Genomic DNA, 25,162 nt, shown 5'->3' on the forward strand with positions numbered 1-25,162 from the left:
GCGTCAGCTATCCTCCATATGCGAAGCGTCGAATGCTCCCGGTAAAAGCTGGCCGATCGTAGTTTCAAACTCATCGCCTTCGACAGTTGCCAGAGTCACTTTGACATCCCGGTTACCAAACTCGGCCAGCTTTTGTCTGCATCCCCCGCAAGGCGGTACCGGTTGAGGGCTTGAGGCGACCACGTAAACTTCGGCCAGCTTTTGCTCACCGGCTGCGACCATTGCAGCAATTGCGCCTGCCTCTGCGCAAGTGCCTTCTGGATAGGCCACGTTTTCAACATTGCAGCCTGAAAAAATTTCACCAGAGGTCGACCGCAAAGCCGCGCCAACCTTGAAATTCGAATATGGCGCATAGGCCTTTTCGCGGACAGACAAGGCAGCTTCTTTAAGCGACATGACGATTCCCCATTTTTTGATCATATGGTCAGAAAATTTCAACCTAGTAGAAAGAATTGGAGGAGTTAAGGCCCAGACAGCTACATTCCTACCAGATTTGCAGCTATTTTAACGTGGTTTCAAACGTTCCCGGCAAAGTCACCTCAAGCAGTTCAACATCATCCGTGGGTTCGTCAAGCTTCGTGAACATCCCCGGTGGTATGACAAAGGCATCACCCTGTTCCAGCCTGAAAGGGTCCCGCCCCTCACCCTTGAGCGTCACCTCTCCGTTCATGACAAATGTGAAATGAATGTCGGTGTCGTGGCTGGTCCAAACTGGATCGCCTTGACCCCTGCGAACAACCTGAACCCCCGCAACGCCTTTGGTGTTCTCTGCAATTGTCGTATCGCGGCATATATACCCCGGCAAACGAAATTGCTGCCAGACGGCGTCTTTGGCTTGATTATACACAAACCGCTGCCCCTGCCACTCCCGTTCAGGCCGGAAGTGCGGCGTTGGCAATCTCATCTCATGATCGATTTCAGTGACATGTTCAGCAGGCACACCGATTTCGATGACCTGCACATTGTCTGAGGCCTCAAGAACACGATGGCGGATCTCGGGTGGTTGGATAAAACAGTCGCCCGTTGTCAACCGCAGCTTGTTGCCTTGATCCTCATACACAACATCAACCCATCCGTTGATGCAAAAGATCAGCTGAAACCCGACTTTGTGGAAATGAACCATGTCAGGCACCGGTCCGCCATCTGGAATGCGAATGTGGCTGGCAATGATAGACCCGCCCAGCCTATCTGGAACAAGGTCACGATAGTGCATGCCTGCCCGCCCAATTATCCAGGGAGCCTGATCCTTAAGTCGTCGCACGACAAAGGAATGCACTGTTTCCGGCATAACCATGGGTGGATCGAGTTCTTCAATTTCCACCCTTGTGCCATTAGGCGCGACCAAAGCGCGTTGGCCATCGGCAAATTCATCCGGACGATCGGTGAGAATACGCAGGGTGCCAGGTGGCTCTGGGGCATCCTTTTCAATTCGCACGCGCAGCCCGTGCCCGGAAAACACCGCAACCCGCGGATCATCAGCCGGATAGATCATATCCATCCGCATGCCCAAAACCTTGGTGAAAAAGGGAATGTCGTCTCGCAATTCCTGCGTTGGAAGGCGTATTTCCGCTTTAGTCTGACTGTGGTTCTGGCGCGATGTCATATGATGTCTCGTCAATTTCGGTTTTTGGCCATCCGATCAGAACGGCGGCCAAAATGCCAATTGAAAAGAACATCTCAAGCGTTTCTTCCAGAACAAAAAGGCGAACAAGCATGGTTTCTGACAGGCCCGCGCTCAACATACCTGACATTTCTTCGATAAGCTGTGCGACGACCGCCGCTGAGCCCGCCAATACAAAGATAATCAGAAAAGGAGCTTTTTGCTTGAATGCGCGCCATGCGTTCGGCAACCCGTGCCAGAACAGACCGCCGATCACGATCACGGCTAACGCCAGACGGATAATGGTTAAATCAAGTAGATTGTCCAATCCACTAAGTGCCCAGAAAGCCAGACTGTCATGAGCGTAAATGTCCGCTTCCAATTCGCGTTCAGCCAACAGAAGGCAAACCAGCCCTATGTAAAGACGGCCCAATCCGGGATATCTCCAAAGCGCCGCAAACCCAGCCGCTAAAAGTGCAGCCGCAGAGGCGGTCTCGATCAATCCGCCTTCCTGATTCAAGGTCGAAGCCTGATGTGGCCAAATGCTAATGGCCGTCAAAAAAACAATTACAAACAACAATACTGCAAAAGCCACGATTCGAGCGGGAACAAATGGCATTGGACCAGCCGAAATCGCCGGCTTGACCGTAAATTCGTCTTTATAGCTCATAGAGGTCTTTCGGTGCTCGACGATGTTATTTATTCGAAGTTGGCGAAATGTAAGAATTTGACGACATTTTTCAACCAGCAGAAATCAAGCGTTACAAAAGTGTTGCAAAACGACCGAGCGTAGCCAAGCCAACACAAATAATTTAGCCTTAAATCAAATTTCTTAGGGAGCTGAATCGCCGATGTCTGAAACACCCAGCCTGCGGCAGGCCGCGCTTGAATATCATGCTTTTCCAAAACCCGGCAAGCTTGAGATCAAGGCCACGAAACCAATGGCCAACGGCCGTGACCTGGCCCGTGCATACTCGCCCGGTGTCGCTGAGGCCAGTTTGGAAATAAAGGCTGACGCAACAAATGCGGAAAAATACACGGCTCGCGGTAACCTTGTCGCTGTGGTGTCGAACGGGACTGCGGTTCTGGGTCTGGGCGACATCGGTGCATTGGCATCAAAACCTGTAATGGAGGGCAAAGCGGTCCTGTTCAAAAAGTTCGCCGGAATCGACTGTTTCGACATCGAAGTGGACCAGCACGACCCTGAGAAATTAGCCGATATCGTATGCGCGTTGGAACCGACATTCGGAGCCATCAATCTCGAAGACATAAAAGCGCCGGATTGCTTTATAGTTGAAAAACTTTGTCGGGAAAGAATGAACATTCCTGTCTTTCACGACGATCAACACGGCACCGCCATTGTGGTCGGGGCCGCAGCCAAAAACGCTTTGCACGTTGCAGGCAAGGCGTTCGAGGACATTAAGGTCGTTTCAACCGGCGGAGGTGCTGCGGGTATTGCCTGCCTGAACATGTTGGTAAAACTCGGCGTCAAGCGAGAGAATATCTGGCTGTGTGACATTCACGGATTGGTCTACAATGGCCGGACCGAAGACATGAACCCGCACAAGGATCAATTTGCCCAGGATTCGGATTTACGCTCTTTGGACGATGTGATTGACAGTGCAGACCTTTTCCTTGGTCTGAGTGGTCCGAATGTTCTGAAGCCCGACATGGTTAAGAAGATGGCAAACCAGCCCATCATTTTTGCCTTGGCAAACCCAACGCCGGAAATCCTGCCAAAGACTGCTCGGGAAGTCGCGCCTGATGCCATAATCGCCACGGGCCGAAGCGATTTTCCCAATCAAGTCAACAACGTTCTTTGTTTTCCTTTCATTTTCCGCGGAGCTTTGGATGTAGGCGCAACCGAAATCAACGACGCAATGCAAATTGCTTGCGTCGACGGAATTGCAGAAATGGCACGCGCGACAACCAGCGCCGAGGCGGCGGCGGCCTACAAAGGAGAGCAACTGACATTTGGCCCGGATTACCTGATCCCAAAACCGTTTGATCCGCGTCTGGTGGGGGTGGTTTCTTCATCGGTTGCCCAAGCCGCGATGGACAGCGGTGTCGCAAAACGCCCTATTGCAGATATCGAAGCCTATAAAGAGCGATTGAACCAAAGTGTGTTCAAGTCTGCCTTTCTAATGCGTCCGGTATTTGAAGCAGCAGCTGTTGCGTCGCGCCGGATCGTATTTGCCGAAGGTGAAGACGAACGGGTTCTGCGTGCTGCTCAAGCCATTTTGGAGGAAACTACCGAAACACCAATCCTCATTGGGCGACCGGACGTGATAGATGCGCGTTGCGAACGACTTGGGTTAACGGTGCGGCCAGGTCAGGACTTTCAAATCGTAAACCCTCATGACGACCCGCGATACTACGACTATTGGAGTTCCTATCACCAAATTATGCAGCGTCGGGGCGTGACTCCTGACTTGGCAAAAGCGATCCTGCGAACGAACAACACGGCCATTGGAGCAATCATGGTTCATCGTGGCGAAGCTGACAGTTTGATCTGTGGAACTTTCGGAGAATACCGCTGGCATCTGAACTACGTCGAACAAGTGCTGGGTAATGCAAACCTGTATCCACACGGCGCACTTTCGTTAATGATCCTTGAGGATGGCCCCTTGTTCATTGCCGACACACATGTGCGACAGCTGCCAAGCCCAGAAGAACTAGCCGAAATCACAATCGGTGCCGCCAGACACGTCCGTCGATTTGGCATCAAACCCAAGATCGCGTTCTGCTCGCAATCGCAATTCGGAAACCAGACTGAAGGCTCGGGAAAGCGTCTTCGGGAAGCAATAAAAATTCTAGATGCCGCACCGCGCGACTTTGTTTACGAAGGTGAAATGAACCTTGATTTGGCTTTGGATCCTGAATTGCGGGACCGCATCTTTCCCAATTCTCGTTTGGAAGGGGCCGCAAACGTTCTGATTTTCGCGCATGCTGATGCAGCCAGCGGTGTGCGAAATATCCTAAAAATGAAGGCTGATGGTCTTGAAGTCGGCCCGATCCTAATGGGGATGGGCAACAAAGCACATATCGTAACACCTTCAATCACAGCACGAGGATTGCTGAACATGGCCGCGATTGCCGGGACCCCGGTGGCCCATTATGGCTAGTTGGGACGAGGGAAAGTTACGCACGCGCCTTTTGGTGTCTATCGGGGAATAAGGTTGATTCTGTTGGCGCTATCGGTGTGGGTCGGCTGAAGTTTGCACATTTGCAAACACGCCATTCTGGTATCAAAATCACCGATTTACCTAAAGGATTTGCAAAAATTTGCAGAAGAAGTCTACAAAATCTGCAAATCAATCGCGATAAACTGACGCGCCGTCATTTGAGCGGCTTGTTCACTGAAACGACGGTGCCTAACACATTGCAAGAGGATTCACGGAGGAGATCAACATGGCGTATCAGGATGTTTACGACGGCTGGAAATCCGACCCCGAGGCATTCTGGATGGAGGCCGCAAAAGGCATCGACTGGGTGCGTACGCCAAGCAAAGCCTTGTTTGACGACAATGCGCCTCTGTATGAGTGGTTCAGCGATGCTCAGGTCAATACCTGCTGGAACGCAGTAGACCGACATGTCGAAAATGGCCGTGGCGAACAAACAGCCATTATTTACGACAGCCCGATTGCGCACGCAAAACGAGAGATTTCTTATGTGGAACTGCGTAATCGCGTAGCAACACTAGCCGGTGCTTTGCGGGCCAAGGGCATCGAAAAAGGCGATCGGGTCATCATCTACATGCCGATGATCCCTGAAGCGCTGGAAGCTATGTTGGCCTGCGCGCGCCTTGGAGCGATACACTCAGTTGTTTTCGGCGGCTTTGCCAGCAACGAACTGGCCGTGCGAATAGACGATGCTAAACCCAAGGCGATAATTGCGGCGTCCTGCGGGATGGAGCCTGGCCGTGTCGTTCACTACAAACCTTTGTTGGACGGCGCAATTGACTTGGCCACCCACAAACCTGATTTTTGCGTAATCTTCCAGCGCGAACAAGAGGTTGCGAATCTGATCGAGGGCCGCGATTTCAATTGGCACGGGTTTCAATATGGCGTTGAACCTGCCGAATGTGTGCCAGTCGATGGAAATGATCCCGCTTATATCCTCTATACCTCTGGTACGACCGGTTCACCCAAGGGCGTCGTTCGTCCCACCGCTGGGCACCTTGTGGCGCTGAACTGGTCGATGAAAAACATATACAATGTCGACCCCGGAGACGTGTTCTGGGCTGCCTCTGACGTGGGCTGGGTCGTGGGGCATTCCTATATTTGCTATGCGCCTCTCATACATGGGAACACGACCATCGTATTCGAGGGAAAGCCTGTGGGCACGCCAGATGCCGGTACTTTCTGGCGGGTGATTTCGGAACATAAGGTCAAGAGTTTCTTTACCGCGCCGACCGCGATCCGGGCTGTCAAACGCGAGGACCCAAAGGCCGAATTGATGGCTCAGTATGATCTGTCGAGTTTGGGTGCGCTGTTTCTGGCGGGCGAACGGGCGGACCCCGACACAATTATCTGGGCGCAAAATGCATTGAAAGTGCCAGTGATCGACCATTGGTGGCAAACCGAAACCGGGTGGACGATTGCCGGCAACCCTTTGGGAATCGAGGAACTGCCGACAAAACTTGGTTCCCCAGCCAAACCGATGCCCGGCTATGACGTTCAGATTCTTGACGAAGGTGGTCATCCTGTAAAACCCGGAGAACTGGGTGCAATTGCAGTAAAACTACCCTTGCCACCGGGAACACTGCCTACTCTTTGGAATGCCGAAGCACGGTTCAGAAAATCATACCTGGAACATTTTCCCGGCTACTACGAAACGGGTGATGCGGGTATGATCGACGAGGATGGATACCTCTATATCATGGCGCGCACTGACGATGTCATCAACGTGGCTGGTCACAGATTGTCGACTGGCGGCATGGAAGAGGTTTTGGCCGCCCACCCGGATGTGGCGGAGTGCGCGGTGATAGGTGTATCCGATCAACTGAAAGGACAGATGCCAGTTGGCTTTTTGTGCTTGAATGCAGGCTCGGATCGAAATCACGACGACGTTGTACAGGATGTCGTTAACATGGTTCGCGAAAAGATTGGCCCGGTTGCTGCCTTTAAAACAGCGGTTGTAGTTGATCGGTTGCCCAAGACACGCTCGGGCAAGATTTTGCGTGGTACAATGGTGTCGATAGCAGATGGCAAAGAATACAAGATGCCCGCTACAATAGACGATCCTGTCATATTGGACGAGATCACGTCCGCGTTGAAAACTATCGGCTACGCAAAGTAAATCTTTTTCGGGCTGTCCTACTGCCGCCCATATGATCTGTTTTTCTTGCAACCTACCGCGGGCCTTTTACTGTCAATCCAAGACAGTGAGGGCATATGACAAACTCTGAACTCTGGCGGCTGAACGCCACCGACCTGACCGCGCTGACGCGATCCGGGGACGTAAGCGCCGAAGATTCTGTTCGAAGCGCTATCGAAAGAATGCATCAGGCGAACCCTGATCTGAACGCGGTAGTTGAGGATCTAAGCGCCGAAGCGCTGGAGCGTGCCAGAAGCCTTGACCACGCCCGTTCGAAAGGTATCGCGCCGGGACCGTTGCATGGGGTGCCCGTCACCATCAAGGTGAATGTAGATCAGAAAGGCCACGCAACGACAAATGGCGTCGTTGCGCTTAAGAATTTAATTGCGCCGGATGATGCGCCAGTCGTGACCAACTTGCAAAACGCCGGAGCGGTTGTGATCGGCAGAACGAACACACCAGAGTTTTCGTTCCGTGCCGATACGGACAACCAACTTTACGGTCGGACGCATAACCCGTGGGGGCGGCATATCTCTCCCGGAGGATCGTCGGGCGGCGCGGGAGCAGCGGTCATGGCCGGAATTGGTGCCTTGGCACACGGCAACGATATTGGCGGCAGCCTGCGTTTTCCTGCGGCAGCCAATGGTGCGGTGACGGTAAAACCGGGCCTTGGTCGTGTCCCAGCGTGGAACCCCAGCCAAACCGCTGAACGCGGTCTTCTTGCCCAGTCTATGTCAGTGCAAGGGCTGATTACACGCTCGGCCGCTGATCTCCATCTGGCTATGCCCAGCTTAATCGAAACAGACCCCAGAGACCCGTTTCACGTGCCAATGCAATGGCGCGGTTCAGATCCCGAAGGCACGATCAAAGTCGCCTTAACAAAGAACACTTTTGGTTATGCATTGCACCCAGAAGTTGAAAAGGCTCTCGATATCGCTCGCGACGCACTGACTGACGCCGGTTACGATATCAAAGAAGTAGACCCACCTGACGTCTTCGAATGTGGTCGCGCCGGATATCGGGCGCTTATGGGCGAAGTTATGACTCTTCTGCAGGGCGATATTACAGCTGCGGGTTCTCAGACAATCAAAGACATCTTTGGCGTCTACTTTCAGGAATTCCCGCCGATCGTTGAAACTGAGTTGGTAAGAATGCTGGCCAAACGGACATACTACGCCCGAGAATGGTCGCTGTTTTTACAGGACTACCATTTGGTCCTGTCACCTTTTTTGCCCCAGCCGTTTTTCAAACCTAACCGGGATACCGAAGGTGCTGAAGGCGTGCATGAAGTTCTTGGATGTGCGGTTTATTCCTATGCAATGAACTTTTTGGGTCTTCCAGCGGCTTGCGTACCAGCCCGTCTGGCTGATTTGCCCAACGGACCGCAACCGATCAACGTGCAAATCGCCGCCAGACGCTGGCGCGAAGATCTGGCTGTGGACGCTGCCGCCGCAATCGAAGCACGGGTCGGCCCAATGGCCCCCATCCTTTGGGACAAACTGGAAACCTCTGTCTGAAAGCAAGGCTTGTGTGCCACAAAAAATAGACCCCGGGTCAATATGCCCGGGGTCCTCGTGCTAAAATATGCCCGGAATACTGATGACGAGCGTAGCACCACCTACCCACGCCAGCGCGAAAACTGCGCTATCATTCGAAAACACCGTTGGATGGCCACTCACTTCCATCCTAGCGTGTTCTCCGAGCAGAATCAGATTACCAGAGGGTTAATAGCTTTCCTGTGAACTGGTTCACACAAGCCGCTGGAAATACCTTCACACGGTCTGATTCAGGTGAACTGTTCGGAAATCAAGCGCTCTTCTAAGCCGTGACCGGGATCGAATAATATTCGGTGCTGCACTTTCGGTTCTGATCGAATCTCGACCCAGTCGATGTCGGAGATTGAGATAGAATCTGCATCGGCCATGACAGGCCGTTTGTCCGCTTCGATTACATCAAACCGAACCTGAGCGGTCTTCGGTAATAACGCCCCACGCCATCGCCTTGGCCGAAACGCAGCAATTGCTGTAAGAGCCAAAACGTCCGCTCCGATAGGAAGAATCGGTCCATGGGCTGAGTAGTTGTAAGCTGTCGAGCCGGCTGGCGTGGACAATAGAGCCCCGTCACAAACAAGTTCTTCCAAACGCTCACGGCCATCTACACTAATCTTTAGACGCGCCGCCTGGGGGCCCGCACGCAATAGGGACACCTCGTTTATTGCCAGCGCCTCATGCATTGCGCCGGACTGGTCCATAGCCTTCATAAAAAGCGGATTGATGACTTCTTCCTCAGCTTCAGACAGCCGGGACAAAAGATCGGTTTCGCCATATTCGTTCATCAGAAATCCGATGGTCCCGCGATTCATGCCATAGACCGGCTTGTCCAAGTGCTGGGTGCTGTGGAGGGTCCGTAACATAAATCCGTCGCCGCCCAGCGCGACCACGACGTCTGCGTCGCGGGGGGACACATTGCCATAACGAGCCACCAATGCTTCCCTAGCGGACTGGGCAACATCGACGTCGCTGGCGAGAAAGGCGATTCTTTTAGTCATCTGATCCGGTTTCCGGTATTGCACATTTGGTTCCGAAACAAACATACCTTTCCAAGATAGACCAGACTTGACGCCGCAGCGGGCTGAATCGTCGCTTTATGTCTTTTGCACGAGGAGTGTTTCCGATAGGAAATCCGCAAGTTTCCCCCAGCCATGTGGAGCCTCCATGAACGCCAATCTTCGTGACACCGGTTTTTTCACCCAGTCCCTCGCCGACCGCGACCCAGAGCTGTTCGGTTCGATCAAATCCGAGTTGGGCCGTCAGCGCGACGAGATCGAGCTGATCGCCAGCGAAAACATCGTCTCTGCAGCTGTGATGGAGGCGCAGGGTTCGGTCATGACCAACAAATATGCCGAAGGGTATCCTGGACGCCGGTATTACGGCGGATGCCAATTCGTCGACATTGCTGAAAACCTGGCAATAGACCGCGCCAAGCAGTTGTTTGGATGTCAATTCGCAAACGTTCAGCCGAACTCTGGTTCACAGGCGAACCAAGGTGTTTTTCAGGCTTTGATCAAACCTGGCGACACTATCTTAGGAATGAGTCTGGATGCTGGCGGCCACTTAACCCATGGTGCCCGCCCGAACCAATCCGGCAAATGGTTCAATGCCGTGCAATACGGTGTACGCAAGCAAGACAACATGTTGGACTATGACCAGGTAGAAGCGTTGGCGAAGGAGCACCAGCCGAAGTTGATCATCGCAGGAGGATCTGCGATTCCACGCCAAATCGACTTTGCCCGCATGCGCGAAATCGCCGATATGGTCGGCGCCTATCTGCATGTAGACATGGCGCATTTCGCTGGTCTGGTGGCGGCGGGCGAACACCCCTCGCCGTTTCCTCACGCCCACGTGGCCACAACAACAACGCACAAGACACTGCGTGGTCCGCGTGGCGGCATGATCCTGACCAATGACGAAGAAATCGCCAAGAAAGTGAATTCCGCGATCTTTCCCGGTATTCAAGGCGGCCCGCTTATGCACGTGATTGCAGGTAAAGCCGTTGCCTTAGGCGAGGCCCTTCAGCCAGCTTTCAAAGACTATATCAGGCAGGTTGTGGTGAACGCACAGGCGCTTTCGGATCAACTAATCAAGGGCGGTTTGGATACTGTCACTCACGGTACCGACACACATGTTGTGTTAGTCGACCTGCGCCCCAAAGGTGTCAAAGGCAACGCCACCGAGAACGCTTTGGGTCGGGCACATATCACCTGTAACAAAAACGGTGTGCCATTTGATCCGGAAAAACCGACTATTACCAGTGGCATCCGTTTGGGCTCACCCGCGGGAACGACGCGTGGTTTTGGCGAAACTGAGTTCCGCCAAATAGCGGACTGGATCATCGAGGTGGTCGATGGTTTGGCCGCCAACGGCGAGGATGGAAATGGTGAGATCGAATCAAAAGTCAAAGCAGAAGTTACTGAACTTTGCGCCCGCTTCCCGATCTATCCCAACCTGTAAGTAAGGCTTTACAGGGAAACGGCGCCTTAAGTTGGCGCCGTTTTTTTGGGTCTCACGGCAACTCCGAAACGGTTAAATAAACCCACGCCAGTTGAGAACCACCAAAACTGCAACTGACAGTACTAAGAAACCCAAAGCAACAGAACCTAGGTAGCTAAGAAACCAACCCCAGCGGCGATCAGCCAAATTGATCGCATTCAGATGCTCCTGAACCTCCTCCGACGCTTTTTCAAGCGCGGGTGTGTCTAGGATCAACCTCAACCTTGGGTGTTCGGCCAATTTTTCAGCATTCGCCAAAACTAACGCCTGTTTGTAAACCCGACGCGGCAACCGCCGCTTGGCGCGCTTTACAGACTCAGACAAAGTCTTGTCGCGCAAACCTAGTTTTTTTTGCAGCAACAGAACCGTTTCAGCGATCTGAGACTGAATGTTTGCTTCATGCGACATCGGTTCCTCCTGCGCAGTAATGTAACGCCCCTCGAAACCAGCGACAATGGGGGTGGTTGTTCCCCGCAGTGGCGGGTATCACGACTTTATGCTTAACACGATCCTCCACGGTGCCCCATCAGACCAACCACCGCTGCTGATTGCCCATGGCCTTTATGGTTCAGCGCGAAACTGGGGCGTTATCGCCCGCAGGCTATCAGATGAAAGACAAGTTGTGGCGGTGGATATGCGCAATCATGCCTACAGTTTTTGGGATGAACATCATGACTATCCCAGTTTGGCGCAAGATTTAGCCGAAGTTATCGACTCGGTTGGTGGGCGTGCAGACGTGCTTGGACACTCCATGGGTGGCAAGGCATCGATGGTTTTGGCACTGGAACACGGCGCTTTGGTTCGCAAACTGGTTGTTGCCGACATCGCGCCGGTCACGTATTCCCACAGCCAGATTCAGTTTATCGAGGCGATGCGCGCCATCGATTTGGCGGGTATCACCCGCCGTTCAGACGCTGAAACGCAACTGGCAGAACTTGGGGTTGAAAAATCCCTACAGAGTTTTTTTACGCAGTCGCTGGACCTCGAACAGAAACGCTGGCGATTGAATCTGGATGTTCTAGGTGCCGAAATGTCAAAAATCATGAGCTTTCCCAAAACAGACAGCTCATGGGGCGGATCCGCTCTGTTCTTAACCGGCGCGGCATCCGATTATGTGCTACCAGAGTATCGCTCTGGAATACGGGCATTATTTCCAAAAGTCCGTTTTGCGAAAATACCCGGCGCAGGTCACTGGCTTCATGCCGACAGGCCCCGTGAGTTCGAGGCCGCCGTCAGAACCTTTTTGAACGCCTGACTATTTTTGGTCTGCAACCGCGCCGCCGCCGTTTACCCAATCTGAGAACCCGCCCAGGTTATAGACTTGTTCGTAACCCATGTCCTTTAGCAGCTTGCCCGCCAAGGCCGCGCGGCCACCTGACGCGCAGTGCAGCACAATCGGTCGATCCAGCTGTAATTCCGGATCGTGCGAAGGCATATCCGGGTCGGCGCGAAATTCCAGCATGCCTCGCGAAATATGATGCGATCCTGCGGCGCGACCAGTCCGTTCCAACTCAGGCGCATCTCTGATGTCGAGCAGCAAAGCCCCCTGCTCAATCAAGTCTTTGGCGCGCTGTGCGTCGATCCTCTCGACCACGGCATTTGCGGCCTCCATCATGGCTTTGACCGTCAATGGCATGTACAAGTCTCCTGTGCAAATTCCACTGGATGCTAGCATGCAATTTTCAGAAGAAGTAGCCAGCGCAGCGCGCAAGCCATAACTTTAATGCTCCCGAAATGCCCGGGACATACTATCTGTCACCGGTTTGGCAATGTAGGCCGCGAATGTCCGCTCTTCGGTTTGGATCATAATTTCGGCTGGCATACCCGGAGTGGGCACGAAACCATTTACTCGACCCATTTCGTCAGGGGTCAGTGAAATCCGTGCAAGGTAAACTTCTTGCGGGATGCCTGCCGCGTCTTCAAGCAACGAGTCAGCCGAGACATAGAAGACCTCGCCGTACAAAACAGGCGTCGTCCTCTGGTTCAGGGCCACAAGGCGCACCGAAGCTATCTGGCCGGTTGCCACGCTGTCGATCTCGGTTCGCGGTATCTGGGCCTCGATGATCAGTGGCGCATCGGCGGGTAGAATTTCGGCAATTGGTTCACCGGTTTCAATGACGCCGCCAGGGGTATGGTGATGGAGCCGCACAACGGTTCCCGTAACCGGGGCCCGTACGACAGCGCGGTCCAGTATGCTGCGTGCCTGCCTTGCTTTTTCCCGAACGCTTTCAAGGTCTGCTTCGATCACGCCGAGTTCGTCCAAAGCCGCTTCACGATATGCTGATCGGGTTCTCAAGATCTGCTCTTCGTATTTCAGCAGCATCTGGTTAACTTCTGCTGTTTCGGCGTTAAGCCTGGCCAGTTGCCCTTCGGCCTCGGCTTGGACACGTCGGATCGTGTTCAGATCACCCTTGCGCACCAATCCTTTTTCGAACAATGACGCTTTCGTATCATACTCTTCCTTCAGGATATCAGAGCGGCGCTGAAGACTGCTCAATTGGGCCTCAAACCCCGTAGCCCGGATGCGCAATGCCTCCATATTACGTTCAAGCAATGCAATGTCATTCATGAGTGTCTTGCGCGAAACATCAAAGCTCAGCTTTTGACTGTCGAGGATGGTCATCACTTCCACATCATCGGAAGCTTCAATCAGGTTGGCGGAAAAGACTAAGCGTTCTCTTTCACTGTGCTCGGCCAATAGCCTTTCGGTCATTGCCTGAAGTCGGATTTTGCGAATGAACAATTCACGTTCGTTTGCCTCGGCAGAAGTCTGGTCAAGGGTCATCAGGATTTGCCCCGCTTCGACTGCCTCGCCTTCGGACACAAGAATATCTTCGATAATGCCACCTTCTAGGTGCTGAACGATTTTGTTTCGTCCCGTTGCAACGAAACTGCCTTGTGCGATTACAGCTGCTGCAAGAGGCGCCCGAAACGACCAAATACCAAAACCGCCAAAGCACACCACCAACATAATCAATCCAAGCACGATCTGTTTGTTGATCGAACGCGGAACTTCGGAATACCAATAGGCTGGCTCTTCGACTTTAACCAAATCGCTCATCGATTATCCCCCCTTGCCCTGCAACTCGGGTTTTGGACGTGATCCGTTAAGTTGTTCCAGCACTTGCTCGCGCTGACCGAACAAAGCGACGCGCCCATCTGTCAAAAGCATAATTTTGTCTACAACGTTCAAAAGTGTGGGTTTCTGCGTGATTACCACAACGGTGATCTTGCTTTCCTTGGCTTGTCCTATTGCCCGCGCCAGTGCTTTATCCCCTGCCACATCCAGATTAGAGTTCGGCTCGTCCAATACAACCATGCGCGGATTTCCAAAAAATGCGCGCGCGAGTGCAATACGCTGTTTCTGTCCACCGGACAGGGGTGAACCGTCTGCCGCAACAACTGTCTCATAGCCCTGCGGGAGGGTCGCAATCATATTGTGCACGTCGGCCAGCACTGCGGCGTCGTGGATCTGTTCGTCTGTCGCATCCGCGCGCATGCGGCCAATGTTATCCTTAATTGTTCCGGGGAAAAGCTGTACGTCCTGCGGAAGGTAGCCAATGCTTTCGCCAAACTGTCGCGGATCCCAGTTGCGAATATCCATCAGGTCCAGTCGGACGCTGCCCGATGTCGGCAGGATCGACCCGACAAGTGTTTTACCAAGCGTGGTTTTACCAGCGCCCGAATTGCCAATGATGGCCAGCGTTTCACCCGGGTTCAGCGAGAAAGAGATTCCATTTAGGACAACGCGCTTGGTGCCACCAGGCACGTACAGCAGGCGCTCCACATCCACGCGTCCTTCTGGACGTGGCAGACGGAGTTTCTCAAACTGCAAAGCAGAATTTGACAAGAGCGCCTTGATCCGCCCAAACGAACCGCGGGTAAGCAGGAAGGTATTCCAACCTTCGATTGAACCTTCGATCGGCGCAAAAGCACGACCAGCGATTATCGACGCAGCGATAACCATACCTCCGGTGATTTCGCCCTGCAGCGCAAGGAAAGCGCCCCAGCCTAGAATTCCGATTTGGGTCAACAGGCGAACCGCGCGCGATATCGCAGCAAATATCACGTTTCGGTCCTGCGCTCGCACCTGCCATGTTAATGACTGGGCTGTATCGCGACCCCAAATGCGCACTGCCTCTGGGATCATTGCAAGAGCATTGATGATCTGGCTGTTTCGCGCCATCGAGTCCAGGTGCTGGTTGGCCAGAGACTGTGCCTGATTGGCCTTTGCAAAGGGTTTGGCCGTCATTTTCTGGTTGATCAGCGCAATCGTCATCAACAGCAGCGCGGTCACGACCACGATCATACCCAGTTGCGGATGAACCAAGAAAATCATCAATATGAAAAGCGGTGCGAAGGGTACATCGAGAAATGAGATCAGCGTCCCAGAAACCAGAAATCCACGCACTTGCTGTAAATCTCCTAAGGTTTGATATTCTCGCCCGTTACCATGTAACGAGGCGTGTGCCGCCGCACTTAGAACCGGTGCACCAAGCCTTGCGGCCACTTCGACAGCGGTTCGCATCAGCATGAATCGCCTGACTGCGTCGAAAGCCGATTGAAATATCACAGCCCCGGCAACAATAGCTGTAAGCATTATCAACGTGTCAATCGAACGGCTGGTCAGAACGCGATCGCTGATTTGAAACAAGTAGATTGGTATAGCAAGAATAAGAACGTTTGTCGCGCAAGTTAGCAAAAGCACGAAAGACAAATTGCGCCAGATCGCTCTCAGCGAAGTTCGAAGCGTTTTCTGAAAGTCTTCGGGCGGGGTTCTTTTGTGAAAGGTTTGGGGTGGCCCTTTGCCGTCTCCTCCGCCAGTTGAAGTGGAGCGGACGAGCGGCTCATTTGCCTTAGCTTCAATCGTCGTGCCTATGCGCTCTTTGTCACCCGTTGGCGCAGAGGGGGTCATGCGCGCATTATCGGGTCGCGCTTTTTCACGATCGGGGCTTTTGGAATCGGCCACCCCATTGTCGCAACCCACAGGGTCTTTCTGTTTCTCAGGCTGCGACTGTGCACGACGATGGGGAGTATCGGCGCGCGAATTCTCAGGCTCTTTCTGTGCCTGTTCTTCCGGTTGATTGACAAATTTCAGATTTGAGACGCTGGCGTCGGACTCGTCAGGCCCGACTTGCGGCGGCCCATTAGTTGGTGTCTGAGACCCTGTCGGGCCAGCAACTGCAGAACCGGCTTGGACGTCTGCCACACGCATGTCCTTGGTCAGGAGGAGCTGAGAGACAAAGCCTGCCGGATCAACCGGTTTTGACCCCAAGACCCGGTCACTGGGTTTCAGGGTCAAAGGCGCACCACCTCCGTGCCGGTCCAATGGGCTGGCGTAACGGGTGCGACGCGACGAAAAAACGATCGACATAAATAAACCTTTTAGTCACTCGTAACTTACAGAAAAGTCAAGCCAGCAAGGTCTGAAGGCCATCGGTAGTTTCGGCCATTTCACCCGGCGTAAGATCATTTCCTTTCGGCCCGATCCCAGTTTCATCGCCCGGGACATTCATTTCGTCCATGATCAGCGCAATCGCTTCGTTCGCGATTTCCTCGACCTCTTCGTGCGACGGAACGTCAATCAGGCTTGCCTGATGTAATAGCAAGTCTGAGTATTCACCCTCGGCGGCCATCACAGTCGAGTCAACACCAGATTTGACAATATTTGCTGCGTTGAGCATCGCATTGCTACCTGCAACGACTTCTGTTGCGTGTGCATTTGGACCATGCAAGTGCACATCGTCCTGATCTGCAAGCACGGTCACCTGTTCGAAGACGTTAACCTGTAACAGATTACCCTCGATGTTAAGAACGCGCAGCTGCTCCATCCCGGCAAAGGTTGGGTCATTCAACAATGCATCATGTAGTGCATCAATGTCTGACTCGGTCAAATCCATCGCGGCGCTCAGGTCGTCGTTAAGTTCTTCATGAACATCCCTGCCAGTCGTGTTGACCGAAGCCATATTCATCAGCAGGTTCTCATCGGCGCCATCCTCGACACCCGCCATACCGCCAGAAACCACATCGTCGTCCATCAGGACCAGCGTCTGCATCAGTATGTCGATTGAGATCATATCTCCGCCGACCATCACCAAGTCGTAGTAGGACCCCAATTGTATGATGTTACTTACATTAACCATCTCATTGTCGCCCAACGCATAAAGGGTGGTCGACGCCGAGATTTCCGTCCCGATATGGTCAATGTCAGTTGCGTCAGTTTCTTGTTTAACGAAATTCGATACGATTAGGTCGCCGTTAATCCAGTCAATCGTGATCCACTCTGGCTGACCTTCGTTTTCCGCGCTGTCATCTATCCAGTAGGCCGGGTTTTCTTCAACGCTGATATGCGAAGTTTGGACAACATTGGTGCCGGATTTGTTTGCGGGTGCTCCAACATCCATGTCAGAGACAACAGCCACCTGACTAATCATGGTCAAACTAACCGACTGGCCGCCAACGGCAATATAAGGCGCGTCGATCCACGCCACTGTCGCCGATACCTCATTGATGGCCAGATTTCCGCCAGTGACGACCGAGTGTCCATCATTGAACTCGTCTTCGTCATCACGATCCCACTCCGCAGGAAACGGATCGGGCGAGGTTTCTTCGTCAACTTGCTCTTTCTTGTGGAATGAAGGCAGAAGTTCGTCCCATTCCGGGGCTTCATCAACATACTCACCGTTGACTATGATGCCCAAAGCGTCTGCACCGTGGAATTGGTGTACCGTCACTCCTTCGAGGTTCGAAATTGACGGCGACAGCATTTCCTGCGCCAAGGCTTTGACGTAGTCTATCGAAAGGTAATCGGCAATCGAATAAGACGGCGCGGACACAGCGTGCAACGATGTCGCCACCTGCGTCGCTTCTTCTGCCTCAGCAATCAATTCATCGGCATCGCGGAAATCACCCTCGCCGATCGTATCGTTGTCGCTTAGCACTAGGCTTTGGAAAGTATAGGTGACTGCCGAACCTATCGGTTGTTCGGCCTCGATTTCGGGCTGCACGGGGACCACATTGAATTTAACTTCCGTAGAGCCGATCGGCAAATTTTCGGAAAATAGCGGCCCCGCCACAAAGGGCTGGCCTACATTGATCACGGTTTCCTCAAATGGAGCGCCAGAGTATGTAGACGGCGTTGGGTCAATAGGGGGTGTGAAAAACTTGTAAGGAAGGGGTTTGTAAGCACCCTCTTCCGGGCTCAGTTCGGCCCTAATTGTGATGATTGTGGGATCTTCCAATTCTTCCAGTTCAAACTTGCGCCGCAACGCCGTGAACTCTTCATATTGATCCCTTAGTCGGGCTTGCTCAATTGTAAGGTCAAAGGTTCCAATAAAGTGTGCGATCTTTTCGGTAACACTGTCGAAAGACATGTCAATGATCCTTAACTACCTCACCGATACAAATTTCCGGTTTGGCTTATCGGCCGTGGCCACACCGTGTGGCCACGGCAATTTCGTTAAAACGGGGGCCGATATACGGCCCCCGAAAACTCATATTAAACGTCGGTGTCGTCGCTCGTATAAGTCGAAGTCATAGAACCACCGACCATGGTCGTGTCGACCGTGTTGCCGAGCACGTTGGCGCCCATGACGATCGACTGGTTGAAGGCAGACGTGTCTACCACGGCTGCTGCCGAGGCGTAGGACTCGCCGTTGACGATGCCGTCGCCACCGTTGTCCGAACCCCAGGTACCGCCGTCACCACCAGCACCGCCAGCACCGGAGTAGGCACCAGACGCTTCACCACCGGTGTTCATCGAACCGTTGGTTTCACCACCGGTCGAAGAGCCGGTAACTGCGCCGCTGGTTCCGCCGGTTGCCGTTCCGGCTGCACCTGCTCCGCCTGCACCTGAATACGCGGTGCCTGTCGCGCTGCCAGCGCCTGTTGAGGTGGCATCGTTGTCGGACGTGGCGTCTCCACCATATCCGGCAATCGCCTCGGCCAGACTTTCGGCGTAACCGTCATTGGCAGCATCGGCCCATGAGTCTGCGGCGCCGCCGTTTCCGGCTTCATTAGTCGCATCCACGGCGCCTTCACCGCTTGCATCTGACTCAGATGTCGGATTGGCAGTTCCACCTGCACCACCTGCACCTTCAGCAGTTGCTTCGCCATCACCGCTGGCGTCAGCTGAACCATTGGTCGTGCTGGTTCCACCGGCACCACCAGATCCGTCTGGAGTCTGCGTATTGGTCGATGATCCATCGATATCGCCAGGGCTCTGATCGATTTCTGGGCCTTCGGCAGTTTGGTCGCCAACACCGCTTGCGTCGGCGTCTGCCTCAGCAGTGCCGCTGCCTTCGCCGCCATCACCAGAACCACCGGATCCATCGCCGCCATCGCCGGCACCGCCAGGTCCGTCGCCACCGTCGCCAGCGCCGCCGAATCCATCGCCGCCATCGCCTTGTCCACCGACGCCATTCGCATCACCTGTGGAGATTCCTGCGACCGCCGCTTCCTCTTCGTCCTCTTCTTCCTCTTCTTCATCGGGCTCTTCTACCACCAGCGGGGAAACCGCAAAGAACGGAACGGTTTCTTCTTCAATCACGCCGGTGTTTCCACCCGTGCCGTCACCACCAGATCCGTCACCGGCGTCGCTTTGGCCGCCGTCGCCGGAACCACCGGAACCGTCACCGCCATCGCCTTGGCCGCCGTCGCCTTGGCCGCCGCTACCGTCGCCACCGGATCCGTCAGTCGCACCTAGCGCGCCTGCACCTGCAAGACCTAGGCCGATGTTTCCACCGCTAGAAGACTCATTTGCTTCGTTGGTGCCTTCGCTAGTGTTGTCCGCATCACCGCTGGTATCCGCACTACCGTCGCCACCGTCGGAGTCCCCATTCGAGGAATCATTTCCAGCCAGCCCCAGACCAGCAGCAAGCGCTCCGGAAGTATTGTCACCACCGTCTGCGTCACCGTCGGCACTCGAACCTGACAAGCCCACTCCGAGACCCAACCCGATTGATCCAGCGTTCCCGCCTTCACCACCGGTCGACTCAGCGCTTGCACCCGCTACACCAAGGTTGACCGCACCAGAGTCATTGTCGGCGTCTCCACCGTCTCCACCAGTGCTGTCGCCGTCAGCGCTCGCACCGGATAAGCCAAGGCCAAGGCTGCCATTGCTGGCACTACCGGACGATGCGCCACTGCCACCCGTTGCCGCTGCGTCGGCATTACCGGAGTGGCCACCCAACGCAAACGAGGCGCTTCCACTTGTGTCGCCGTCGGCATTGCCGCCGATGGCTTCGCCGCCTTCTCCAGAATCGCCACCATCAGAGCTTACGTCGATGCCATCCTCGGCAGTCGCTTCGCCACCCATGGCGTCGCCACTTTGCGAGAATTCACCTTCATTAGTTACAGATGCGTTTTCCAGCGTGTCGTTGTCTTCCAGGCTCGCCATCTGGTGGTTGATCGCCGAGAAGTCATTACCTTCGCCATCCAACGAAATGTCCAGGTTCAGGTCATCGCCGGGATCGTAATCCAGATTATTACCGGCAGTGATGACATCTCCGACATCGCCTTCGATATCCGTGATATCTACGTCGACGTTGTCGTCATCGCGTGGAATCCACTCACCGCCACCAAAGTCGATGTCAACTGTGGCCGTGTTTGTGTTGGTGTTGTCGTCGCTGCCACCATTAGTTTGTCTTTGCGAGTTGCTATCATCGCCACCGTTGGTGTTGCTGTCGTTACCACCGTTGGTGTTGCTGTCGTTGCCACCATTGGTGTTGCTGTCGTCGCCACCATTGGTGTTGCTGTCGTCGCCACCATTGGTGTTGCTGTCGTCGCCTTGCTGCTGTTGCTGCTGCTGGGCGTTTAAATCTTCAACATCAAGAACCAATTCTTCGGATTGTGGTTCGTCTACAACAGGGTCCAGATCATCAATAGGACCATCATCACCGGGAGCAATCGGAGCTATTCTACGTTCTACCATTACAAGTATCCACTTATACTGAAGCACCCAACCGCCATTCATCTACAAAGCGGTGATCAGTGCGATTAAACAAGAATTTTTCACGACAAACGGCGAAACAACCGCCTGCGCGATGCGGTTATGTTTTGTTCAGTCCGACACCCCCTTTCTCGGCCAAGCCGACAACGTAACCACCAGAGATTCGCGAAATTGCGCTGGACGTGGCACGTCTGGATCAAGGTTGCTTTGACTATTAAAGCAGGATCATGGTCGCAGTGGCGGACTGAGAAGAATAGCTGCCCGAAAGCATTAGTTCCGGCAAAGACATGAGAAGAAACGAGTTTTTTTTGGAGCCGCCCAATTGAGCGCTCTTTTAGGATGTTCAGTGGAAAAATAGGCAGTAGATTTTTTTACACCCACTTTTCAATATTTTAACGAAAAGTAGCGTCTTTAAACCTGATCGAAAGTTCTAGACCGCGCCATTAAGCCAGTAACGGTCTGTTGCTGAAATATGAACTTTAAGCTATCTTCGGTGTAGTTTTGAAATAGTCTGTTATCGTATTGCGCTGCCAAATTTAGCACTAATTTAAATCACGTTTTGACTGGTGGCGTAGGTGTGGGTGAGGGTAGGTCAGTGAGCTTCTCATTGAATGGCGATGTCCAAGAAGAAACAAATTATCCAAATGAATTATCAATAATCTTCATTGGAAAAGAACTTTTTTTTTCAAACCAAACACTAAGAAGTGTGCATAACGAATTTGGTGTTCAGGCGATGCGTTATGATAACCTGAACCACTTTCTTGATAGCGCAGTAAGCGCAAATCCTGCAGGGCACATAGTTGTAGTCGATCAGATGTTGCTTGACGACCTTCTGACCCGCCCATTCGATTATGTTAAAGCTGCGGATGTCGGTTGTCTGGCCTTTGCTTATCGCAAGGAAAGCTCGGCCCGATTTCTTTTCGAACATTGGGACCGGGCCAAGTATGGAGATATTGGGTATCTTCCAATGAACGTAGCTCCGGATGCATGGCGCGCAATCCTGCGGCTTCTTATGCACGAAGAACTACATCTGCCTAGTTTCGTGGCCGATTGCGTGCCCCTGGCACGCGCTGGTGTTGTTCAGGATGCACATCAAGAAACAGCGACCCCGTCCGGGCAGTCTGGGAAAATGCCGTTGTATGCCAAGTTAACGAAGCGCGAGAAGGAAGTTTTGCGTCTTGTAGCCCAAGGGAAAAGCAACAAAACTATCGCTGCGAGCCTTGGTATTACCGAACACACTGTCAAATTACATATGCACAATATGTCGGGAAAAATCGGGGTCAGCAACCGAACAGCCGCTGCACATTTCTATTTTGAGGTCGCACCCAAGGACGTGCGCCATACGTATTGACCGAACAGTTTGAAACCAGGTTCGACCGCTTGATCCTTCTGGTCGGGCGTCTCAACTACATGTGGACCAACACTGAAAGCCTGCTGATACATCTGATCGCGGGGTTAAGCGATACCAGCAAAGACGTGGCGGTAATCATTTTCCTGACCCTCAATACAACACGGGCGCGCATCGATCTGGTCGAGCGTCTTGCAAAAATGGACGGTCGCGCACCGGAAGTTAGAGACCCGATTTTAGAGCACACCCAACGCCTGCTGCGCCTTTCGTCAATACGCAACAAATTCAACCACTGTATCTATTCGTTTGATCCGGAAAGCGGAAACCCCAAGACAATTCTGATGCGCATCTCTGATCGTAAGACAGACATTAAAATGGGTCGCGAGGACACTGTAGATGATCAGGCCATGAAAGAAATCGAGGAAGTGGTCGATAGGCTGTCAGCAGCCAACCGCGACATATGGAATCTGATCAGACGGCTCGACTTCCCAGTCTAAGAAACTTCAGTAGTTACTTTAGACTTGATAAAGGCGTCAGTCGTGGTTCCCGACGCAGAGCAAGCACGCGAAATCGATATTCATCCACGCTAAGGTTTGAACGACGCATCTGTCCACTTGATAGGACGGCTAAATTTTAGTCGTGACTGCATTTATTGCGCAAACAGATTTGAAAAGACTACCGATCGCGACTGTGGACTGCAGCCGCATGCCCGCTGCATGGCTTTCAAAGTATCTCTTCCGATCACACCGTCTATCGGCCCGGCATAACGCGCTTCCCAATAGAAGCTCAGCAGTTTTTGCATTTCCTTTGCTGTGTTGCTGTCCCAATCTCTGGTGGCGCGTTCAAGTGGAAGCTCTTCTCCTGTGCTGAGCGCGGCATAATAATACTTTGCTGCAAGTTCCGCATTTCTATCGACGCCTCGGCCAACCTCGTAATTCCACCCCGCTTCGACATTGAAACCTTTTTCGCCGCTATCCGCGAGCGCCAAAACCCAGAAAGCATAGCGTTGGGTGTCCTTTTCAAACCCGTCTTTCCCATAATATATTTCCACTAGACGGCGTTGTGCATATGTGTCGCCCGAAGTCGCCGCGGCTTCCAAAAGTTGAAGCGCTGGAGCCCGAAGTTCAGACCTATTTTCAGCAAGATACTCAGTAGCCAATCGGATTTGGGCGGGGACGTACCCTGCCTGAGCGGAACGCTCCAGAAACTCCAAACCCTGCGCCTTTTGATCTTTGGTAGATTGAGAGTTTGAATACAGTCGATGACCGACCTGAAACATCGCATCAGGATCACCGGCGTTGGCGGCGATTTCGTAATACAGCAATGCCTTTTCAAGGTTCTGTCGAGAAGAACCCGTGGTGCCGCTGAAATGGTCACCAAGTATTTTGGCAAATACCGAATTACCCCCTTGCGCCTCAGCATCAAACAACTCAATGCCTTCCGAAACGAGCGAGTCTTTCCCACTTTGGAGGAGGAGTTCACCAAGCTTTGTTTTAGCCAAAGCATGGCCAAGATCCGATGCTTTTCTGTAATGGACCAGACTGGCATTAATCTCATCCGAAAGCTTTTCTGCCCGTGCGAGGTTGTACAAACTGCGCGCATGATTTGGGTGGCCAGCAACGGCGATTGTGCAGGCAGGCAATGCTGCGTTTAGATCAATCTCATCATCGCTTACACCCGTGTATTGCACTGGCTTAGTCGTGTCATCAGGATCTGACGCAAGCCGATCACATGCCAGGACCAACGGGCTGTCAACTTCCGTTGGCACCGAGACCGCTGTTTCTTTAGGCTGGGCTGTTAATGCTGCTGGAACCAAATAGATTTCCCTGTCGGGCAATGAACCGTACGTAAAAGGCTCTTGGTATCCGCCGGTTAATTCAAGAACCGAGGCTCGGACTTTGCGAAACAACCGTCCTATTTCGAGGCCCGGTTCTTCTATGTGAGTCAGCAAGGCTTGGGCGTATGGGCTGTTCCGGCCATCTCCATCCAACGCAAGCGTCCCCGCACGCGCCGCATAGCCTACCAGAACACCGCCCGGATCCACCCGCCCAAGACCGCGACCAATGGATCGGGTCGCAGAAGTCCGCGCCATGTTCGTCAAAAACGGATTATTTCGACAGGCATCGACTAAAACCACTTTTAACCCATTTGCCACGGAAACCGCGTTCACGATCGCATCCAGTCGGATCGCCTCGAACTCTATGTCGCGATCGCTTTGAAGTGCTGCGTTCACCGGAATTAGGTAGTTGGTATTGTCAATTTCTATGCCGTGACCTGCGAAATACACCAACACCACGTTCGCATCAGATGCAACATCGGCAAAATCGCGGATTGCCAAACGCATTTCCCGATAACTTAGATTGGCTGCATTTGTGACATCGAATCCTATGCGCGTTAAAGCGTCGGCCAAGTCATTCGCGTCGTTGGTCGCGTTGGGCAATACCGAAACATGAGAATAATCCGAATTTCCAATGACGAGTGCCATTCGTTTTTCGCTGGCAAAAGTATCCGTTGCCGCAAGACAAAAGAAAGAAAGACCCAGAACCTTGACCAAACGGCTGAAATCAAAAAACATGCAAGGCAACCAATCATTACACAATAAATGCCATATATAGCATAAATTGAACGTTTTACTGAAGTGTCGAAGGCAATCAGGGAAACCCGCCCAGTTTTTTCAAATATCAGATGCGTTGAATTCATAGTTCGGCATATTTTCGGTCTCGCCCGCCTAAATGAAGGGTGGAATTCCGGCACTACAGGACCAGTGGGCAGGAAATACCAAGTGATAAATAGTACATGGCAGACTTTTCCTTTGCACTTTCGTATTTAATTCAATACTTCCGGAATTATGGAAATAATAAACACTGATCGACTCGCCACTCTGGACCATCCACAAA

Annotated in this window: 18 protein-coding genes; 7 read left to right on the forward strand and 11 right to left on the reverse strand. The window is 53.0% G+C overall.

Annotated elements, in window-relative coordinates:
- Nucleotides 1-3: 3 nt before the first annotated feature.
- The 3 genes from GOV45_RS01095 to GOV45_RS01105 form a co-directional block, all read right to left on the reverse strand.
- On the reverse strand, nucleotides 4-420 hold the full coding sequence (locus GOV45_RS01095; RefSeq protein WP_367648643.1) for a cytidine deaminase: 417 nt from the start codon (nucleotides 418-420) through the stop codon (nucleotides 4-6).
- A 79-nt stretch (nucleotides 421-499) separates the two neighbouring features.
- A complete protein-coding gene (locus tag GOV45_RS01100) occupies nucleotides 500-1,603 on the reverse strand; it encodes a cupin domain-containing protein (RefSeq protein ID WP_170473073.1) in 1,104 nt (367 codons plus the stop codon).
- The gene (locus GOV45_RS01105) at nucleotides 1,572-2,270 is read right to left on the reverse strand and encodes a hypothetical protein (RefSeq protein WP_170473076.1); all 699 of its coding nucleotides are present in this window, start codon (nucleotides 2,268-2,270) and stop codon (nucleotides 1,572-1,574) included. The genes GOV45_RS01100 and GOV45_RS01105 overlap by 32 nt, the downstream gene beginning before the upstream one ends.
- Before the next feature lie 181 nt (nucleotides 2,271-2,451).
- Between GOV45_RS01105 and GOV45_RS01110 the strand changes: the two genes are divergently transcribed.
- The 3 genes from GOV45_RS01110 (at nucleotide 2,452) to GOV45_RS01120 (ending at nucleotide 8,436) form a co-directional block, all read left to right on the forward strand.
- Nucleotides 2,452-4,725: an NADP-dependent malic enzyme gene (locus GOV45_RS01110; protein ID WP_170473079.1), complete on the forward strand. Its 2,274-nt coding sequence runs from the start codon at nucleotides 2,452-2,454 to the stop codon at nucleotides 4,723-4,725.
- Between the two features lie 286 nt (nucleotides 4,726-5,011).
- Nucleotides 5,012-6,901, forward strand: coding sequence for a propionate-CoA ligase PrpE (gene prpE, locus GOV45_RS01115; RefSeq protein WP_170473082.1), 1,890 nt, complete (start codon nucleotides 5,012-5,014; stop codon nucleotides 6,899-6,901).
- Between the two features lie 95 nt (nucleotides 6,902-6,996).
- The gene (locus tag GOV45_RS01120) at nucleotides 6,997-8,436 is read left to right on the forward strand and encodes an amidase family protein (protein ID WP_170473085.1); all 1,440 of its coding nucleotides are present in this window, start codon (nucleotides 6,997-6,999) and stop codon (nucleotides 8,434-8,436) included.
- Between the two features lie 269 nt (nucleotides 8,437-8,705).
- Here the strand turns inward: GOV45_RS01120 and GOV45_RS01125 are convergent, their stop codons facing one another.
- Nucleotides 8,706-9,467, reverse strand: coding sequence for an NAD kinase (locus GOV45_RS01125; RefSeq protein WP_170473088.1), 762 nt, complete (start codon nucleotides 9,465-9,467; stop codon nucleotides 8,706-8,708).
- 166 nt (nucleotides 9,468-9,633) lie between these two features.
- Between GOV45_RS01125 and glyA the strand changes: the two genes are divergently transcribed.
- Entirely contained in the window at nucleotides 9,634-10,929 is a 1,296-nt protein-coding gene (gene glyA / locus GOV45_RS01130; protein WP_170473091.1) for a serine hydroxymethyltransferase, read from the forward strand.
- 72 nt (nucleotides 10,930-11,001) lie between these two features.
- Here glyA and GOV45_RS01135 read toward each other — a convergent pair whose 3' ends face one another.
- A complete protein-coding gene (locus GOV45_RS01135; protein WP_170473094.1) occupies nucleotides 11,002-11,376 on the reverse strand; it encodes a hypothetical protein in 375 nt (124 codons plus the stop codon).
- A gap of 46 nt (nucleotides 11,377-11,422) precedes the next feature.
- Between GOV45_RS01135 and GOV45_RS01140 the strand changes: the two genes are divergently transcribed.
- Nucleotides 11,423-12,223, forward strand: a complete 801-nt coding sequence (locus GOV45_RS01140) for an alpha/beta fold hydrolase (protein ID WP_437436503.1) — start codon at nucleotides 11,423-11,425, stop codon at nucleotides 12,221-12,223.
- Here the strand turns inward: GOV45_RS01140 and GOV45_RS01145 are convergent, their stop codons facing one another.
- The 5 genes from GOV45_RS01145 to GOV45_RS01165 form a co-directional block, all read right to left on the reverse strand.
- The gene (locus tag GOV45_RS01145; protein ID WP_170473097.1) at nucleotides 12,224-12,604 is read right to left on the reverse strand and encodes a rhodanese-like domain-containing protein; all 381 of its coding nucleotides are present in this window, start codon (nucleotides 12,602-12,604) and stop codon (nucleotides 12,224-12,226) included.
- Between the two features lie 84 nt (nucleotides 12,605-12,688).
- Nucleotides 12,689-14,029 carry an HlyD family type I secretion periplasmic adaptor subunit gene (locus tag GOV45_RS01150; protein ID WP_170473100.1) on the reverse strand — a complete coding sequence of 447 codons (1,341 nt, stop codon included), beginning with the start codon at nucleotides 14,027-14,029 and terminating at the stop codon, nucleotides 12,689-12,691.
- Nucleotides 14,030-14,032: 3 nt separating this feature from the next.
- Nucleotides 14,033-16,342 (reverse strand): type I secretion system permease/ATPase, encoded by a 2,310-nt coding sequence (locus GOV45_RS01155; protein WP_170473103.1) that lies wholly within the window; start codon nucleotides 16,340-16,342, stop codon nucleotides 14,033-14,035.
- Between the two features lie 37 nt (nucleotides 16,343-16,379).
- Nucleotides 16,380-18,341, reverse strand: coding sequence for a type I secretion protein (locus tag GOV45_RS01160; protein WP_170473106.1), 1,962 nt, complete (start codon nucleotides 18,339-18,341; stop codon nucleotides 16,380-16,382).
- Nucleotides 18,342-18,466: 125 nt separating this feature from the next.
- Nucleotides 18,467-20,899 (reverse strand): beta strand repeat-containing protein, encoded by a 2,433-nt coding sequence (locus GOV45_RS01165; protein ID WP_170473109.1) that lies wholly within the window; start codon nucleotides 20,897-20,899, stop codon nucleotides 18,467-18,469.
- Between the two features lie 724 nt (nucleotides 20,900-21,623).
- Between GOV45_RS01165 and GOV45_RS01170 the strand changes: the two genes are divergently transcribed.
- Both GOV45_RS01170 and GOV45_RS01175 read left to right on the forward strand, forming a co-directional pair.
- On the forward strand, nucleotides 21,624-22,268 hold the full coding sequence (locus tag GOV45_RS01170) for a helix-turn-helix transcriptional regulator (protein WP_170473111.1): 645 nt from the start codon (nucleotides 21,624-21,626) through the stop codon (nucleotides 22,266-22,268).
- On the forward strand, nucleotides 22,265-22,762 hold the full coding sequence (locus GOV45_RS01175) for a hypothetical protein (protein ID WP_170473115.1): 498 nt from the start codon (nucleotides 22,265-22,267) through the stop codon (nucleotides 22,760-22,762). The genes GOV45_RS01170 and GOV45_RS01175 overlap by 4 nt, the downstream gene beginning before the upstream one ends.
- 152 nt (nucleotides 22,763-22,914) lie before the next feature.
- Here the strand turns inward: GOV45_RS01175 and GOV45_RS01180 are convergent, their stop codons facing one another.
- Nucleotides 22,915-24,750: a caspase family protein gene (locus tag GOV45_RS01180; protein WP_254447875.1), complete on the reverse strand. Its 1,836-nt coding sequence runs from the start codon at nucleotides 24,748-24,750 to the stop codon at nucleotides 22,915-22,917.
- Nucleotides 24,751-25,162 lie beyond the last annotated feature (412 nt).

Origin of the sequence: Ruegeria arenilitoris, from assembly GCF_013035425.1 — a bacterium.
Classification (GTDB): domain Bacteria; phylum Pseudomonadota; class Alphaproteobacteria; order Rhodobacterales; family Rhodobacteraceae; genus Ruegeria; species Ruegeria arenilitoris_A.

What these genes read in the sequence shown, in the direction of transcription:
- GOV45_RS01150 (WP_170473100.1), bottom strand. Translation starts at nt 14,029, where the DNA reads ATGAGCGATTTGGTTAAAGTCGAAGAGCCAGCCTATTGGTATTCCGAA.
- GOV45_RS01135 (WP_170473094.1), bottom strand. Translation starts at nt 11,376, where the DNA reads ATGTCGCATGAAGCAAACATTCAGTCTCAGATCGCTGAAACGGTTCTG.
- GOV45_RS01120 (WP_170473085.1), top strand. Translation starts at nt 6,997, where the DNA reads ATGACAAACTCTGAACTCTGGCGGCTGAACGCCACCGACCTGACCGCG.
- GOV45_RS01100 (WP_170473073.1), bottom strand. Translation starts at nt 1,603, where the DNA reads ATGACATCGCGCCAGAACCACAGTCAGACTAAAGCGGAAATACGCCTT.
- prpE (WP_170473082.1), top strand. Translation starts at nt 5,012, where the DNA reads ATGGCGTATCAGGATGTTTACGACGGCTGGAAATCCGACCCCGAGGCA.
- GOV45_RS01105 (WP_170473076.1), bottom strand. Translation starts at nt 2,270, where the DNA reads ATGAGCTATAAAGACGAATTTACGGTCAAGCCGGCGATTTCGGCTGGT.
- GOV45_RS01140 (WP_437436503.1), top strand. Translation starts at nt 11,423, where the DNA reads ATGGGGGTGGTTGTTCCCCGCAGTGGCGGGTATCACGACTTTATGCTT.
- GOV45_RS01180 (WP_254447875.1), bottom strand. Translation starts at nt 24,750, where the DNA reads ATGGCACTCGTCATTGGAAATTCGGATTATTCTCATGTTTCGGTATTG.
- GOV45_RS01125 (WP_170473088.1), bottom strand. Translation starts at nt 9,467, where the DNA reads ATGACTAAAAGAATCGCCTTTCTCGCCAGCGACGTCGATGTTGCCCAG.
- GOV45_RS01095 (WP_367648643.1), bottom strand. Translation starts at nt 420, where the DNA reads ATGATCAAAAAATGGGGAATCGTCATGTCGCTTAAAGAAGCTGCCTTG.
- GOV45_RS01110 (WP_170473079.1), top strand. Translation starts at nt 2,452, where the DNA reads ATGTCTGAAACACCCAGCCTGCGGCAGGCCGCGCTTGAATATCATGCT.
- GOV45_RS01165 (WP_170473109.1), bottom strand. Translation starts at nt 20,899, where the DNA reads ATGGTAGAACGTAGAATAGCTCCGATTGCTCCCGGTGATGATGGTCCT.
- GOV45_RS01155 (WP_170473103.1), bottom strand. Translation starts at nt 16,342, where the DNA reads ATGTCGATCGTTTTTTCGTCGCGTCGCACCCGTTACGCCAGCCCATTG.
- glyA (WP_170473091.1), top strand. Translation starts at nt 9,634, where the DNA reads ATGAACGCCAATCTTCGTGACACCGGTTTTTTCACCCAGTCCCTCGCC.
- GOV45_RS01160 (WP_170473106.1), bottom strand. Translation starts at nt 18,341, where the DNA reads ATGTCTTTCGACAGTGTTACCGAAAAGATCGCACACTTTATTGGAACC.
- GOV45_RS01145 (WP_170473097.1), bottom strand. Translation starts at nt 12,604, where the DNA reads ATGCCATTGACGGTCAAAGCCATGATGGAGGCCGCAAATGCCGTGGTC.